General features: G+C 63.3%; 14 protein-coding genes. 8 read left to right on the top strand and 6 right to left on the bottom strand.

Annotated features, from left to right (window positions below; translation table 11 throughout):
- The first annotated feature begins 13 nt into the window (after positions 1-13).
- The 3 genes from C1878_RS13285 (at position 14) to C1878_RS13270 (ending at position 2,396) form a co-directional block, all read left to right on the top strand.
- On the top strand, positions 14-325 hold the full coding sequence (locus C1878_RS13285; RefSeq protein ID WP_147272949.1) for a hypothetical protein: 312 nt from the start codon (positions 14-16) through the stop codon (positions 323-325).
- Positions 326-370: 45 nt separating this feature from the next.
- Entirely contained in the window at positions 371-670 is a 300-nt protein-coding gene (locus C1878_RS17105; protein ID WP_114602090.1) for a 4Fe-4S dicluster domain-containing protein, read from the top strand.
- A 487-nt stretch (positions 671-1,157) separates the two neighbouring features.
- Positions 1,158-2,396, top strand: a complete 1,239-nt coding sequence (locus tag C1878_RS13270) for an LPXTG cell wall anchor domain-containing protein (protein ID WP_114602088.1) — start codon at positions 1,158-1,160, stop codon at positions 2,394-2,396.
- A 16-nt stretch (positions 2,397-2,412) separates the two neighbouring features.
- Here the strand turns inward: C1878_RS13270 and C1878_RS13265 are convergent, their stop codons facing one another.
- The 3 genes from C1878_RS13265 to C1878_RS13255 form a co-directional block, all read right to left on the bottom strand.
- The gene (locus tag C1878_RS13265) at positions 2,413-2,733 is read right to left on the bottom strand and encodes an HNH endonuclease (RefSeq protein ID WP_114602087.1); all 321 of its coding nucleotides are present in this window, start codon (positions 2,731-2,733) and stop codon (positions 2,413-2,415) included.
- Between the two features lie 3 nt (positions 2,734-2,736).
- Positions 2,737-3,012 (bottom strand): hypothetical protein, encoded by a 276-nt coding sequence (locus C1878_RS13260; protein WP_114602086.1) that lies wholly within the window; start codon positions 3,010-3,012, stop codon positions 2,737-2,739.
- A gap of 70 nt (positions 3,013-3,082) precedes the next feature.
- Positions 3,083-5,152, bottom strand: a complete 2,070-nt coding sequence (locus C1878_RS13255) for a lipid II flippase MurJ (protein ID WP_114602085.1) — start codon at positions 5,150-5,152, stop codon at positions 3,083-3,085.
- Positions 5,153-5,218: 66 nt separating this feature from the next.
- Between C1878_RS13255 and C1878_RS13250 the strand changes: the two genes are divergently transcribed.
- The 4 genes from C1878_RS13250 (at position 5,219) to C1878_RS13235 (ending at position 9,168) form a co-directional block, all read left to right on the top strand.
- Positions 5,219-6,187, top strand: coding sequence for an NAD(+)/NADH kinase (locus tag C1878_RS13250; RefSeq protein WP_114602084.1), 969 nt, complete (start codon positions 5,219-5,221; stop codon positions 6,185-6,187).
- Between the two features lie 175 nt (positions 6,188-6,362).
- Entirely contained in the window at positions 6,363-7,103 is a 741-nt protein-coding gene (locus C1878_RS13245) for a hypothetical protein (protein ID WP_114602083.1), read from the top strand.
- A gap of 69 nt (positions 7,104-7,172) precedes the next feature.
- Positions 7,173-7,730, top strand: coding sequence for a hypothetical protein (locus C1878_RS13240; protein WP_114602082.1), 558 nt, complete (start codon positions 7,173-7,175; stop codon positions 7,728-7,730).
- Positions 7,731-7,923: 193 nt separating this feature from the next.
- Positions 7,924-9,168, top strand: coding sequence for a hypothetical protein (locus C1878_RS13235; protein ID WP_241963748.1), 1,245 nt, complete (start codon positions 7,924-7,926; stop codon positions 9,166-9,168).
- Between the two features lie 175 nt (positions 9,169-9,343).
- Here C1878_RS13235 and C1878_RS13230 read toward each other — a convergent pair whose 3' ends face one another.
- From C1878_RS13230 to C1878_RS13220, 3 genes are all read right to left on the bottom strand, one after another.
- The gene (locus C1878_RS13230; protein WP_114602081.1) at positions 9,344-9,988 is read right to left on the bottom strand and encodes an AAA family ATPase; all 645 of its coding nucleotides are present in this window, start codon (positions 9,986-9,988) and stop codon (positions 9,344-9,346) included.
- A complete protein-coding gene (locus C1878_RS13225) occupies positions 9,988-10,371 on the bottom strand; it encodes a helix-turn-helix domain-containing protein (RefSeq protein WP_114602080.1) in 384 nt (127 codons plus the stop codon). The genes C1878_RS13230 and C1878_RS13225 overlap by 1 nt, the downstream gene beginning before the upstream one ends.
- Positions 10,372-10,544: 173 nt before the next feature.
- Entirely contained in the window at positions 10,545-12,026 is a 1,482-nt protein-coding gene (locus C1878_RS13220) for a DUF1846 domain-containing protein (protein ID WP_114602079.1), read from the bottom strand.
- Between the two features lie 173 nt (positions 12,027-12,199).
- On the opposite strand from C1878_RS13220, the gene C1878_RS13215 reads away from it, so the two are divergent.
- A complete protein-coding gene (locus tag C1878_RS13215) occupies positions 12,200-13,801 on the top strand; it encodes a CTP synthase (protein WP_114602078.1) in 1,602 nt (533 codons plus the stop codon).
- The last annotated feature ends 18 nt before the right edge of the window (positions 13,802-13,819 follow it).

The raw sequence follows: 13,819 nt of genomic DNA, 5'->3' as shown, positions 1-13,819 counted from the left end.
GGAGGAGCGTTTCATGACGTTCTGGTCGCAGTTCTTCGAAATGCTGTTTCTGGTGGGCTTCGGGATCGCCTGGCCTTCTTCCATCGTGAAATCGATCCGCTCGAGAACGGCAAAAGGCAAGAGCCTGCTGTTCCTGAGCATATCGTTTTGCGCCTACCTGTGCGGGATCACCTCGAAATTCATGGCTACGTCCTTGAGCTACGTGGTGGTGTTCTACGTGATCAACCTCTGCTTCGTGGGGACCGATATCGTGCTGTACTTCATCAACTCGAAGCGTGACAAAGAGCGCGAGGCGCAGGAGGCGTGCGCGCTGGGAGACGGCTGAGCACCGCCTTGCGGCGTGCGGCTTGCCTTCGGACTGGACGGATGCATGGCTTACGGACCTCTCAGAACCCATTTCACTTCGCGAAAACGCGTCACGATAGACGCGCATCTGTGCGTGGGCTGCAAACTTTGCATGCGCGGCTGCCCCTTGGGCAACGTGATCGGCTATGACGCGGACGCGCGCCGAGCCTATGTGGACGATGCCTTGGTTTGCGGCGGGTGCGGAGTGTGCTTGCGCACCTGTCCCGCAAACGCCGTCCATATGGTGGAAGAACTCGCGCAAGGAGCGCTTTCCCCTCGTACGGCACCCGTTATCGCCCCCGGCCAACGTCGTACCACCCCTTGAACCACCCCTTTGCTGACCGGGCGAGAGGGTGGGATAAATCGTGCAGGCAGGGTCATGTCCTGCACGGAATCGGCTCCTACAATTCCGAATAGGGAAAGCGGCTAGGATAGGCGGCTTTCATTTCATAAGGAGGTTTTCCCATGTGCTTCAGACCATCGACCCCGGTAGTCAACAATCCCGAAGGCGCGGGCAGCCCAAGCGCTCCCGGCGCCCCCGGCGCGCCTGGCGCCCCCAAGGCTCCCGGCGCGCCTGGCGCTCCCGGTGCGCCTGATGCCCCCAAAGCTCCCGGCGCGCCCGGTGCTCCCGGCACGCCGAAATCCTCCGAAGCTTCCTTCCGGAAGTAAGCGGCAGCATCGGGTCCTCCGCAGCGCGTTCGCTGCGTCAACGGAGCCGCTACCGTTGGGTGAAGGTCGGTAACGGAACGGCTGAGCGGACGCGCGCCGGTGATAGGCTCGTCGCATCAAACCGATGCGATAGGAGCTTCACCATGTCCGCCCGTTCTGCCGTTCCCGCCGATTCCGCCGAAACCGTCGTTCCTCCCCGATGCCCGAAAGCGGCCGTGTCGCCCGCGACTGCACGTTCGTTTGCGCTCGCAAGCCTCGTTTGCGCGGCTCTCGTCGCGCTGTGCACCTTCGCTCCGGGGCGGGCGCTGGCGGCTCCGGCAGGGCCCTTCGACGTGGAGGGGCCGAGCGACGCGTATGCGTGGGACGGCTCGACGCTGTCGGTCACGGCCAACGGCGTTGCCATCGTCGGCATGGCCGACCCGTCTTCGGGTTCGACGGGCGACGTGAGCGTGGCGGCGGGAGTGAACTACCTCGACGTCGGCTCGAACGTGCGCATCGACACGCTTACGATGGCGGGAACCACGGGGTTGCGCCTCGCGGGGTCCGGCAACGAGGTGGGTGCGTGGAACATGGTGCGCAACGCGGGGGTGAGCGGAGAGGGCGCGGTGACGCTCGGCGCGGTTCAGCAACCCCTCGAGGTGCTCCCGTCGGCCACCGTGGTGCTCGCAGGCGGCGCACCCGCCGTGTCCATCTGGGCGGGCGGAACGCTCGTGCTCGATCCCGCCTCTTCGCTGGGCACCATCACGCATTTCGGCGGCACGCTCGACCTCTCGCGCATCCCCCTCGGCTCGCCCCTCAGCATAGTGGGGTACTCGGTAGGCGGGCAGCAGACGTTCAACACCATCGTGGCGCCGTTCGGGGCGACCCGGCTCTCGGAGCTCTTGGCGGTGAACAACCTGTTCGTGAACGGCGGCGACACCGCCATCATGGAAGACGGCGAGCGCGTGGGCACGTTGCAAGACGACGGCTCGTTCCTCATAACGGCCACGCGCACGGTCACGTTCGTCGGTTGGGACGGGCAGGTGCTCGATACCCAGACGGTGCCGCTGTTCGGCGCGGCAGCCGCGCCCGACGTGTCCGCGCCCGAGGGCTACCGCTTTACCGGATGGGACCGCGACTTCTCGTACATAACGCAGAACGTCACGGTGGCGGCCCAGTTCGAGAAGCTGCCCGAGCCGGCTCCGCAGCCTACGCCGACCCCTGCGCAACCGTCGGGCGGCAACGCCGCAACGGCTTCGGCGGCGAAGACCTCGAAGTACCTGCCGGCCCCCTCGAAGCTCGCCGCCACCGGCGACGCCGGGAGTCCGATCGGCCTCGCGGTCGGTGCAGCGGGAGTCGTCGCATTAGGAGCCGCGCTGGCAGCGCGTAAACGCGAAAGCTAGGGCAAGGCGCCGGACCTTAGGCCGTAAGAAGTCGTTCGGGCAGGTGTTTCGCCGTCGCCCGGTGATAGCTTCGGATGGTTTGGTTGTCTAGCAAGCTCGGATGCGCCTCGGCGAGTTTAAGGAAAACGGCGCTGAGCCCGTCCCAGTTCTCGACGTCCCCTGGTTTGTGCAGGTGCCAGCCATTCATTTCGGACAACAGCCAATTCGACTTGATCGAGTTGTTCATCATGGAGGTGGCGACGATGTTCTCCTCGATGTCCTTTCCTCCCCGGGCGATGGGCTCCACATGGTCGAGCGTCGGGGTGAGCTCCCAATAGGCGGCATGCGTTTCTCTCATGCTTCAATGCGAAGTGAAAGGGAATACCTCGGGTAAAAGAGCGCTCAGCGAGCGCAAGAAGCCCGGGTTGACGAGCTTCTTCCCCGAGTATCTATCGATGAATCCGTCGCGAATGGCAACGCGAATTATTCGACCCGCCGAACTCGCTCGCTTTTGCGGCGCAATGGGTTCGAATGGATACTCCCTTTCGATCAGCGCGCCTGCTCCGTCGATGTCGCCCGAGAGAATATCCTGGGCTACTCTCTTGAGGATGTCCGCATGGTCTCGATTCTGCTCCATGGTTGTTTCCTTTGCGCTCTGCCGGGTGTAATCCTCTGCGCCTTGCGCGTTTTAGGGGAGGTCGGAGCTCCTATCCGCGCCCCAGCCTTCCGGCGACTTTGCCGGCGATGGAACTCACGAACGCGGCCTCGGGCACATGCAGCTTGATGGCCAGGCCGAACGTCACGACCAGCGCCACCATGCCGCCGGCCACCACGTAGGCCAGCGCCTGCGGGATGGAGCCCGACAAGGGTGCCACGAACGTGGTCAGGGCGTACAGCACGCCGCCGCCTAGCGCCGCGCCCAGACCGCCGAACACGATGCCGGCCAGGACGGCCTTCACCACCGACCTCAGCCCGAACGGCCCCAGGCGCCCGCGCAGGTACGCGAACAGGCACACGTCCGCCACCACGTAGAACAGCACCTCGGCCACGGCGATGATCTCGATGGGGAAGCGATCGACGTTCGAGGCTCCGAACATGGTGAGCGCGATCTGCACCGCGCCGGCCACGAAGTTGAAGGCCGCGAACACGCCCATCTTGCGCAAGCTGGAGAATATCTTCTGCAGGTACGTGTTCACGCCGTACACCGGCAGGGCGAACGCCAGCACCGCCATGTACGTGGCGATGGACGAGACGTTCTCCATGGTGAACGCGCCCGCATGGTACAGCGACACCAGTGGCAGGGCGAACACCATCAGGTACAGGGCGAAGGGGATCATGAAGAACAGTATCTGGTTCGTTCCTCCCACGATGCCGCGTTTCACGCCTTCTGTGTTGCCCTCGGCCTGCATGTCGGCCAGCTCGGTGAACATGGCCGTGGTGATGGGCACGGCCAAAAACGCGTAAGGGAGCGTGAACCACTGGCGCGCGTACAGCAGGATGGACGGCCCGTTGTCGGCGAAGCTGTAAGAGGCTGCGCTCTGCACGGACACCACGATGAGCGAGCACAGCATGACGAACACGGCGGGCACGCCGATGGCCACCGTCTCGCGCAGGGCGGGGTCGCGGAAATCGATGCGCGGGCGTATGCGGATGCCGTTCTTCTTGAGCGCCGGCAACTGTATGGCCAACTGCACGAACACGCCCAGCGGGTTGCCGAACGCGATGATGTAGAGTGCGAGCTCTTGGTTCTGAGGCGCCACGACGGCGTACAGCACGAACGTCGCAATGACGATGACGTTGTTCGCCACCGGCGCGATGGACGACCACAGGTAGTCGCGGTTCGCGTTGAGCAGCCCCGACACGATGGCGGTAGCGCCGTACATCACGATCTGGATGGCGAAGAACTGGAAGAAGAACACCGACTGCGTCATCTCGTTTTGGTCGGAGTAGAAGCTCTGCGTGTAGATGGCCACGCTGGGGAACGCTATGCACAGCGCCGAGACAATGCCCAGGAACAGCACCACGATGGTGAGCAGGTTCGACGCGTAGCGGTTGGAGGCGTCGCGCCCCAGCTTCTTCTTAACCGACATGTACACGGGCAGAAACGCCGTGACCAGCATGCCGCCCACCACCAGCTCGTAGAGTTGGTTCGGCAGGTTGTTCGCCACTTGGTAGGAGCTCGAAAGCAGCGTGGATCCCAGCGCGAAGGCCATGACCCAGGTGCGGGCGAAGCCGGTGATGCGCGAGAGCATGACGCACACGCTCATGAGCGCCGCCGACGACCCCACGGCCGCCGTCGTGTCCTCGGGCTCGGTCTGCGCGGCGCGCACGAGCGTCTTGTCGACGCCGGTGTGGCGGCCCACCACCTTGATCTCGGCGGTGGAGCCGGGATCTGCGACGGCTTCGCGCACGGCGTGCGGGTCGGGCGTCTGCGGCTCGAAGGGGTCGCGCGGGGGAGTGGTGCGGTCGACGCCCGCGTGGCTGCCGCCTATGCGTATCTCGGAGGTCTCGCCCGGAGCGGCGGCGCGCAGGCGGGCCTTAGCGCTGGCGGGGTCGAGCCGGGGCTCCGGACGCGGCACCACCTGCTGCGCCACGGCGGCCGCGATGACCGTGCGGTCCAAGCCCGCGTGCCGCCCGCCCACGCGGATCTCCGACGTGGAGCCGGGGTCGGCCGCACGCGCGTGCGAGGGCGCGAGGCGCTTCTCGGGAGAGGGCGAAGGGGCTGGTGTCGGCTCGGCAACGCGCGTATGTTGAGCTCGTGCGAGCTTGTCGGACATGGACGGACGCTTTCCGGTGCATCGGATATAATGGCCCATCATAGCAAACCGGGAAAGAAGACCTTCATGCACATCCTCATCGTACGCAATAATTCCAACTCGAGGGCCGTGGACGCGTCGCTGCTGCTGGCCACGTACCTGGCCACGCAGGGCGCGGGCTACACGCTGGTCGACTCGTCGGACCTGTCGTGCCGGGGCGACCATGAGGAGCTGAACGCGGCGCTGGCCTCCGGGGTGGAGATGGCCGTGGTGCTGGGTGGCGACGGCACCATCCTGCGCACCGCGCGCCAGATCGGCACGACGGGCGTTCCCATCTTGGGGATAAACTTCGGCCGTCTGGGTTTTCTGGCGAACACGAGCGATGAGGGCGTCGTGTCCGCGATGGCCGCCGCGCTCGCCGGCGACGTGGTGGCCGAGCAGCGCACGAACCTGCAGATCGACGTGGTGTGCGAAGGCGAGCCCGATCCCTGGGGCGACGATGGGGACTGTCATCCTGAGCGCAGCGACATCGCCCCCTCCTGTCATCCTGAGCGAGCGAAGCGAGTCGAAGGATCCCCTGCAACGCCGTCCGATGCCGCCGCGCCCCTCCGCACGTTCTTCGCCCTCAACGAGCTGGCCGTCACCCGCGGCGCGCACGGGCGCATCATCGACTTCGGCTTGGGCGTGTCGGGCGCGCACATCGCCGACATGCGCGGCGACGGCCTGGTGGTGGCCACGGCCACGGGCTCGACGGCCTACGCCCTCTCGGCCGGTGGGCCGCTCGTGTCGCCGGGCTTCACGGGGCTCGTGGTGGTGCCGCTCGCGCCGCACACGCTGCACTCGCGCGCCATCGTCACGGCTTCCAACGACGTGGTGGAGATGGACCTGTCCCATAACGCCGAAACGCGCGAGGCCACGCTGTTCGTCGACGGCGAGCTGTTGGACTTCGACCGCCCCGTGCGGCGCGTCTACATCCGCCGGGGAGACGCCCCTACGGTGCTGCTGCGCTATCAACGAGAGGGCTTCTACGAGCACGCCGCGCGCGTGTTCTTCTAAATGTATAAAACCGATAAATACACGTGTTTACTGGGAATTTGCTACCGCATATATACCAAAAATAGAATAATCTGTATAGCTGTTTTCGGTTGACTTGCCCCCCCCCCTGGCGTATCTTAGCTTACTAAGTTCACCTGTTTCGGCTGGTGAGCTTATAGTCTAGGAGTTATTACGTATGAGCGAGCAAGACAGTCAGAGCATGCAGAGCCTTCCAGTAGACGACACTGAACCGAATGTTCCTCCGCACCAAACTGATGGCGAAAACGCCGTCGATGGTGTTGCACAGAAACAGGGCTCGAGTGCTTCTTCTGATTCGGCATCTGTCGAACAGACCTCCGCAACCGGAGCTTCTGACACCCATTCAACCAATGCGAATACCGCGACCGAGGTAGCCAAGAAAACCGGCAAGATACTCGGCATGTCCAAGCACGCCTTCGCCGCGCTCGTGGCCGTGGTGGCCGTGGCCGCCGCCGTGGTTGCCGGCGTCGTTTTGACGCAGCAGCCGGCCGTGGAGGACTGGTTCGACTCGAACGCCGCGCAAGGCCAGTTCGAGGGCAAGTCCAAAGAGGAGATCCAGGCCGCCCTGAACGAGGAAGTGGCGAAGGGCATGATGAACATCTCCATCGCCGCCGTCATCGTGTTCCCCGACGGCGCGTCCGAGGGAGAGGCCCGCATCGAGAACATCGCTGCGAACCCGGTGGATCAGAAAGTGACCATCACACTTGAGGGTACTGGTGAGACGATATACGAGTCGGGAGCCATCGCCCCTGATCAGCATATTCAAAGCATAAAACTGTCAAGGGACCTTGAACCCGGCGATTATGCGGCTGTGGCCACTTTCACCGGTTATGACAGGGAGACTCACAAGCAGACTGGCCAAGTGGCCGCAAAAATCACGTTGCGTATCGAAGGCTAAGGGGCCTTCGACGAGAGATACGAGAGCATGTCAGACAACGTAATGGCACATCATGAAAGGAAAAGGATCATGGAGAAGACGAGTCGGTTCAATTACATCAAAAAGGGAATCGTTGGCGTGTGCGCAGCAACTATGCTGACGGGCTTGTGCGCGGGGGCGGCGTTTGGCGCGACTGAAAGTAAAGTGACGCTAAATAAGGACAGCTCCGCTTTGCAAATTGATGTTACGGTTCCAACGGAGTTGCCTGTTACGATTGACAAGACGGCTGGTGTGCAAATGCCAACCACGGGTATTTCGATAACAAATAACAATAAGGCGATTGAGATAGCGGTTGAAAAAGCCACAATTGCTTCGCCAGCCAGTAATTTGTTACTTACTGAGAAACCTGCGGACGGCACGTCGCTTACCACGAACCAAATGTGGATGACTTTGAAAAACGGTGCCGAAGCTAATTTTATTGATGTCTCGAAAGCCGGGGATATTCCCCTAAACTGGACTGTGGGAGATGGCATTGATCTGACGCTGGATGGCTCCATGGGCCCTCTCAGCAAAGATCTTCTTGGTAGCAGTCCCCTTACCGCGAATCTCGATCTTTTCAAAATTACGTGGGTAGTGTCGCAAGCGTAGTTGAAACGTGGCTGTTTGAGAGAAATCATGGTTTCTTTTGACGAGACGCGAAAGACATTCTGACTGTATATGCAAAGCCGTACCTCTTCGGGGCGCGGCTTTGCTGTTCTGCGTCTTGCTGGTGGTGGGATTGCTGTGGCCGGGACCGCTTTCGTTTGCTGCTTCTGAGAAAGATGCAGCTGTTCTCGAAACAGTGGAAGAGTCTGAGGTTTCGAAGACGTCGGTTGACGACGTTGAGAACGTCGTGGTCGAAGCGCCTTCGAACCTCCCTGCGCCAATTGAGCCGAAGCCCGAGCCTGTCGTTCCCGTGGTTCCTGTTGTTTCCAACTACGAGAACGCGTGGCCCATCGGCAAGGACGATGCCACGACGGTGGTTGCGGAGCTTTGGGACGATGGCACGTTCGTCGTGGACGGCGTCGGCGACACGCAGGCGTTCGAGCGCGTCGAGGACGTTCCCTGGCTTGCTGCGGGCGTGGCTGGCGACATCAAGCGCGTCGTGTTTGCCGATGCTGTGGAACCTCCGAGCTTGGCCAATTGGTTCGAGGGGTGCACGAACCTCGAAGAGGTGGCGAACGTGCCCGTCTCGGCCAAGGACCTCGCGCGCCTGTTCTTCGACTGTCCGAAACTCGTGGAACTGCCGGACGATTTCGCCATCGCGGACGATGCCAAGGCCGATGAGCTGTTCGGCTTCAAGGAGGCTCCTGCCGAGCCGGTTGAAACCGCCTATCGCGGAACCGACGAGAACGTGCTCGCCTACAACTGGGCCGCCGACGCTCGCATCCTCGTGAACCCCGACGCTCCGGCGCCCGACCTCGAGGACGACCCCGCTGCGGTCGATCCCGATGCCGACGTGACCGACCCCGACCTTGCAGATGACGAGCGAGATCCCGCCGCCAGCGACGAAGTCGAGGACGGCTCGGGCAACCTCGAAGACGTTGATTCCACGCTTGGGGCCGATCCCAATGCCGAGTCCGCAGAAGACGTTTCCACCGAGTCCGACGATGCTGTGAATTTGGCCGAGGAAGAGGCCGCCCAGGTCAACATCACCATTCCCTCGTCAGTATCCATGATGCTGGGGCAGGACGATCCCAACTCCGCCACCATCCCCGTCATGGTGGCCAACCGCTCTGAGCGCGCGGTGGCCATTACTGGCGCGCGGCTCAAGCGCGCGGACATGGACCTTCCGGGCGGCTCGTGGTCGCTCACCACCGAGGGCGGGGCCACCACGTTCGTGAGCGACGCCCGCTTCACGCCGCTGGGCTTGGAGGTGTCGTTTGACCGCCCGGTCATCCTGGCCGCCGGCGACACGGGCACCCAGCTCACGTGGCACGGCACTTTCACCGACTTCGGCATGAAGACCCTGCTAAACGCCGTCCTCGCCGCCGGCGACACCGGCTTCACCTATGGCTCTATGATCTGGATAGTCTCTGCGGCGTAACGGCGCAAAGTGTCCTAAATGGGGACAGTCCCCGATTAGGACACTCCTTGCCATTCTGAGCGAGCGAAGCGAGTCGAAGAATCTTCGGCCAAGGGGGTCTTTCGTTCTCGAAGGCCCCTCGACTCTGCGCCTACGGCTCGCCGCTTCCAGTGCCTCCTTGCTTCGTCCGCGCCTCTTATGTTCCGTCCGCAGATCGCGGAGAAAGCTCGCGATCGGACGCAGCGATGAGCCGGCGCATGAGGGTGTCGGGCCATGACACGTCGAGACCTTCCATCTCGTAGCGCACGAGGTCTCCTTGGGCAATGCGGGCAACGGGCTTAAGCAAGTAGGTGTTGTCGAAAAGGAAAACCTCATGGCAGAGCGGCACGGCTTTCACCAGATTGTCGAGGGATGCCCGAGCGCGTTTCCTGACGGTTTCGGGGTCGACGCCGTGCCCTCCGAACTGGACGCGTCGTTCGATTCGCTTATTCGCTATCTCGGGGTCCTCTATCCCTACGTAATAAAGGACGATATGAAAACCCTGTCGTTTGGCCGACGCCACGGTACGCATGATGCCGTGCCCGGTCAACGTGCTTTCCTGGTTGAAAGGGATTTTCTCAGCCAAGCAGGTGCGTATGAGATGGACCGCCTCTCTTCCGGCGCGAAGCTGTGCCGCGTGATCGTTCCAGTCCCATCCATGCGCAACCAGTATCTCGTCGGAGTTGATGCGAGGCATGTCGGGCACGAGGGTGGAGCGTTCCCATAGTCCCGATTTGAACAACGTCGATTTTCCGGCGCCGTTCACTCCGGCAAACAAGATGTAGGGTGGCGCGGCGGCCACTAGAACACGCCTTGCTCTATGAGCTCGAGCTGCTTTTTCTGCAGGAAGAACGTCGACACGGTTACGTAAAAGTCCTCTTCCTCCTTGCTTTCTGCCTGATCGAGGAAGGCGGAGTTGAACATGCCCGACAGCGTTTCGCGGCACTCGCGGTACAGGTGCCGGGCGTGCTCGATATCGTGCGAACATGGTTCCGAGAGGGCGGTGCTCCCTTTTTTCGGACGCCCCGACGTAGGGTTGCTGCGCAGGCGCTTTTCCACCGATTGCTCGGAAACCGCCCACGTGCGACCGATTTTAGTTCCGTCGAGAAGCTGGCTGTTCAACAACGCACGCACCCTTGGTTCGGATACTCCCAAGCGCTGTGCGGCGTCTTTCGTACTCAGCATGTCGGTTCGCTCCTTCCGGCTTTTTAGACATTATCGTACCAAATAACTATATCGTCAACGATATAGTTAAACCGAGTGCGGCGATCACGGGAAACAGACGGGGGAGGCGGTGAGCTTCTTATCGATGGCGGAAAGGCCCCTCGCGAGGGGCTTTTCCGCACACGCTGTGCGCCTTACTTGTGGTAGTACCGATGCTGCTCGTACTTGGGCTCGCAGCATATGTTGATGCCCAGCGTGCGGTAGAGCTTCTCGTCGGTGGACGAGATGATGACCGAGAAGAACGCGTCGCAGCCGCGCAAATCGTCGATGTGGTCCACAAGCTTGGCGGCCAAGGGGTCGGTGGCCGAGCTGATGGACAGCGCGATGAGCGTCTCATCGGAGTGCAGGCGCGGGTTGCGGCTGTGCAGCTGGTCGGTTTTCAGGCGGCAGATGGGCTCGATGACCTCGTCGCTGATCACGTCTATCTCGTCGTCCACGCCCGCCACGCCCTTCAGCGCGTTCATCAGCAGCGACGACGCCGCGCCCAAAAGCGACGACGTCTTGCCCGTCACCACGGTGCCGTCCGGCAGCATCATGGCGCCCACCGGGCCGCCGGTGGTCTCCTCCTTCAGCAGCGCCGCCGAGCGCGCGGGCGAGAAGCTCGCGTTCACGCCGGCCTGGTTCATCAGCAGCTCCAGCTTCTCCACGTGCTCCTGGCCCACGCCGGTGCGGCGCGTTTCCACGGCGGCCTGGAAGTAGCGGCGCACGATCTCCATCTTGGCGGCCTCGCGCACGGCCTCGTCGTCCACGATGGCCTTGCCGGCCATGTTCACGCCCATGTCGGTGGGCGACTGGTACGGGCTCGTTTCGGAGATGCGCTCCATCATGGCCTTCAGCACGGGGAATATCTCAACGTCCCGGTTGTAGTTCACCGTGGTCTCGCCGTAGGCCTCCAAGTGGAAGGGGTCGATGGTGTTCGCGTCGTCCAGATCCACGGTGGCCGCCTCGTAGGCGATGTTCACCGGATGCTTCAGCGGCAGGTTCCAGATGGGGAACGTCTCGTACTTCGCGTAACCGGCCGCCACGCCGCGCTGGTGCTCGTGGTAGAGCTGCGACAGGCAGGTGGCCATCTTGCCGCTGCCGGGGCCGGGGGCGGTCACCACCACCAGGGGGCGCGTCGTCTCGATGTACTCGTTGCGCCCGTAGCCCTCGTCGCTCACGATGTGGTCGATGTCGTAGGGGTAGCCGGCGATGGGGTAGTGCAGGTAGCTGCGGATCCCCAGGCTTTCCAGGCGCTTGCGGAACGCCTCGGCCGAGGGCTGGTTCGTGTAGTGGGTTATGACCACGCCCGTGGTGGCGAAGCCCATGCCGCGGAAGATGTCCATGAGGCGCAGCACGTCCTCGTCGTAGGTGATGCCCAGATCTCCGCGCACCTTGCTCTTCTCGATGTCGTTCGCGTTGATGGCGATGATGATCTCCGCGTCGTCCACCAGGCTCTTCAGCATGCGTATCTTGGAGTCGGGCTCGAAACCGGGCAGCACGCGGGCGGCATGGTAGTCGTCGAAGAGCTTGCCGCCGAACTCCAGGTAGAGCTTCCCGCCGAACTGGTCGATGCGGTTGCGGATGTGCTCTGCCTGCAGCGCGATGTACTGGTCGTTGTCGAATCCGATGCGCATGGGCCTCGGGCTCCTTCCGTGCACGGTGTTTCCGGTGTGTTAATTAGCGCGCTGCATGGGCGCAGCGCCAAAAGACTATTGTAGAATAGACAAGCGTTTGGGAAGCGATAAAGTTCGGCTCCTCGAGCGCTTTTTTATTGTGCGGGGCGCGGGCGGACGAGAAGGAGCGGCTTATGGCCAAGCATATTTTCGTGACCGGAGGCGTGGTCTCGTCGCTGGGCAAGGGCATCACCGCCGCGTCGCTCGGCCATCTGCTGAAGGCGCGCGGGTACAAGGTGACCATGCAGAAGATGGACCCGTACCTGAACGTGGACCCCGGCACCATGAGCCCGTTCCAGCACGGCGAGGTGTTCGTGACCGACGACGGCCACGAGGGCGACCTGGACCTGGGCCACTACGAGCGCTTCATCGACGAGAACCTGTCGCGTGAGTCCAACTTCACGCAGGGCTCCATCTACCAGACCCTCATCGCGCGCGAGCGCCGCGGCGATTTTCTGGGCGGCACCGTGCAGGTCATCCCGCACGTCACCGAGGCCATCAAGGAGCGCTTGCGCCGCATAGCCGAGCAGTCGAGCGCCGACATCGTCATCTCCGAGATAGGCGGCACCATCGGCGACATCGAGTCGCTGCCGTTCATCGAGGCCGCGCGCCAGTTCAAGAAGGAGAAGCCCCTGGGCGACGTGCTGTTCGTGCACGTGACCCTGGTGCCCTACATCGCGGCCGCCCACGAGGTGAAGACGAAGCCCACGCAACACAGCGTGAAGGAGCTGCGCTCCATCGGCGTGCAGCCCGACTTCATCGTGTGCCGCAGCGACCACGAGATAACCGACAAGGTGCGCGAGAAGATAGCGCTGTTCTGCGACGTGCGCACCGAAGAGGTGCTGGCCTGCACGGACGCGCCCTCCATCTACGAGGTGCCCATCGGCCTGCACGGCCAGGGCTTCGACGCGAAGGTGCTCGAGCGGCTGGGGCTGGAGGAGCGCGAGATCGACCTGTCTCCCATGCGGGCGTTCCTGGAGGCCTCGCACCGCTGCGACGGGCACGTGGACGTGGCCGTGGTGGGCAAGTACGTGAGCCTGCCCGACGCCTACCTATCGGTCATCGAGGCGCTAGGGCACGCGGGCGTGCATCACGGCTGCCACGTGGACGTTCACCTGATAGACGGCGAGGAGCTCACCGACGCCAGCGCGGCGGACGTGCTGGGCGGCATGGACGGCGTGCTCGTGCCGGGCGGGTTCGGGCAGCGGGCCTTCGAGGGCAAGATCGCCGCCGCCCGCTACGCGCGCGAGAACAACGTGCCTTACCTGGGCATCTGCCTGGGCCTGCAGGCCGCGGTGTGCGAGTTCGCCCGCCACGTGGCGGGCCTCGAGGGCGCGACCTCGGCCGAGTTCGACGAGGAGGCGGCCCATCCCGTGATCGACCTCATGCCCGAGCAGGAGGACGTGGAGGACAAGGGCGGCACCATGCGCCTGGGCGCCTACCCCTGCAAGGTGGTGCGCGACACCAAGGCCTTCGCCGCGTACGGCGAGGAGGTCGTCTACGAGCGCCATCGCCATCGCTACGAGGTGAACAACGCCTACCGCGACCGGCTGGTGGAGGCGGGCCTCACGATATCCGGCATCTCGCCGAACGAGCGTTTGGTGGAGATGGTGGAGCTGCCCGACCACCCGTGGTTCGTGGCCAGCCAGGGGCACCCCGAGTTCAAGAGCCGCCCCACGCGTCCGCATCCGCTGTTCAGCGATTTCGTGGCCGCCGCCGTTCGGCACAAGGGTTGACGGGAGGCGCGTGGACGT

The organism is Gordonibacter sp. 28C, from assembly GCF_003339845.1.
GTDB lineage: Bacteria > Actinomycetota > Coriobacteriia > Coriobacteriales > Eggerthellaceae > Gordonibacter.
The sequence above is the reverse complement of the archived record's forward strand: the minus strand, read 5'-3'. Positions and strand labels throughout refer to the sequence as shown.

Coding starts and splice junctions, on each gene's coding strand:
- C1878_RS13285 (WP_147272949.1), top strand. CDS start 14: ATGACGTTCTGGTCGCAGTTCTTCGAAATGCTGTTTCTGGTGGGCTTC.
- C1878_RS17105 (WP_114602090.1), top strand. CDS start 371: ATGGCTTACGGACCTCTCAGAACCCATTTCACTTCGCGAAAACGCGTC.
- C1878_RS13270 (WP_114602088.1), top strand. CDS start 1,158: ATGTCCGCCCGTTCTGCCGTTCCCGCCGATTCCGCCGAAACCGTCGTT.
- C1878_RS13265 (WP_114602087.1), bottom strand. CDS start 2,733: ATGAGAGAAACGCATGCCGCCTATTGGGAGCTCACCCCGACGCTCGAC.
- C1878_RS13260 (WP_114602086.1), bottom strand. CDS start 3,012: ATGGAGCAGAATCGAGACCATGCGGACATCCTCAAGAGAGTAGCCCAG.
- C1878_RS13255 (WP_114602085.1), bottom strand. CDS start 5,152: ATGTCCGACAAGCTCGCACGAGCTCAACATACGCGCGTTGCCGAGCCG.
- C1878_RS13250 (WP_114602084.1), top strand. CDS start 5,219: ATGCACATCCTCATCGTACGCAATAATTCCAACTCGAGGGCCGTGGAC.
- C1878_RS13245 (WP_114602083.1), top strand. CDS start 6,363: ATGAGCGAGCAAGACAGTCAGAGCATGCAGAGCCTTCCAGTAGACGAC.
- C1878_RS13240 (WP_114602082.1), top strand. CDS start 7,173: ATGGAGAAGACGAGTCGGTTCAATTACATCAAAAAGGGAATCGTTGGC.
- C1878_RS13225 (WP_114602080.1), bottom strand. CDS start 10,371: ATGCTGAGTACGAAAGACGCCGCACAGCGCTTGGGAGTATCCGAACCA.
- C1878_RS13220 (WP_114602079.1), bottom strand. CDS start 12,026: ATGCGCATCGGATTCGACAACGACCAGTACATCGCGCTGCAGGCAGAG.
- C1878_RS13215 (WP_114602078.1), top strand. CDS start 12,200: ATGGCCAAGCATATTTTCGTGACCGGAGGCGTGGTCTCGTCGCTGGGC.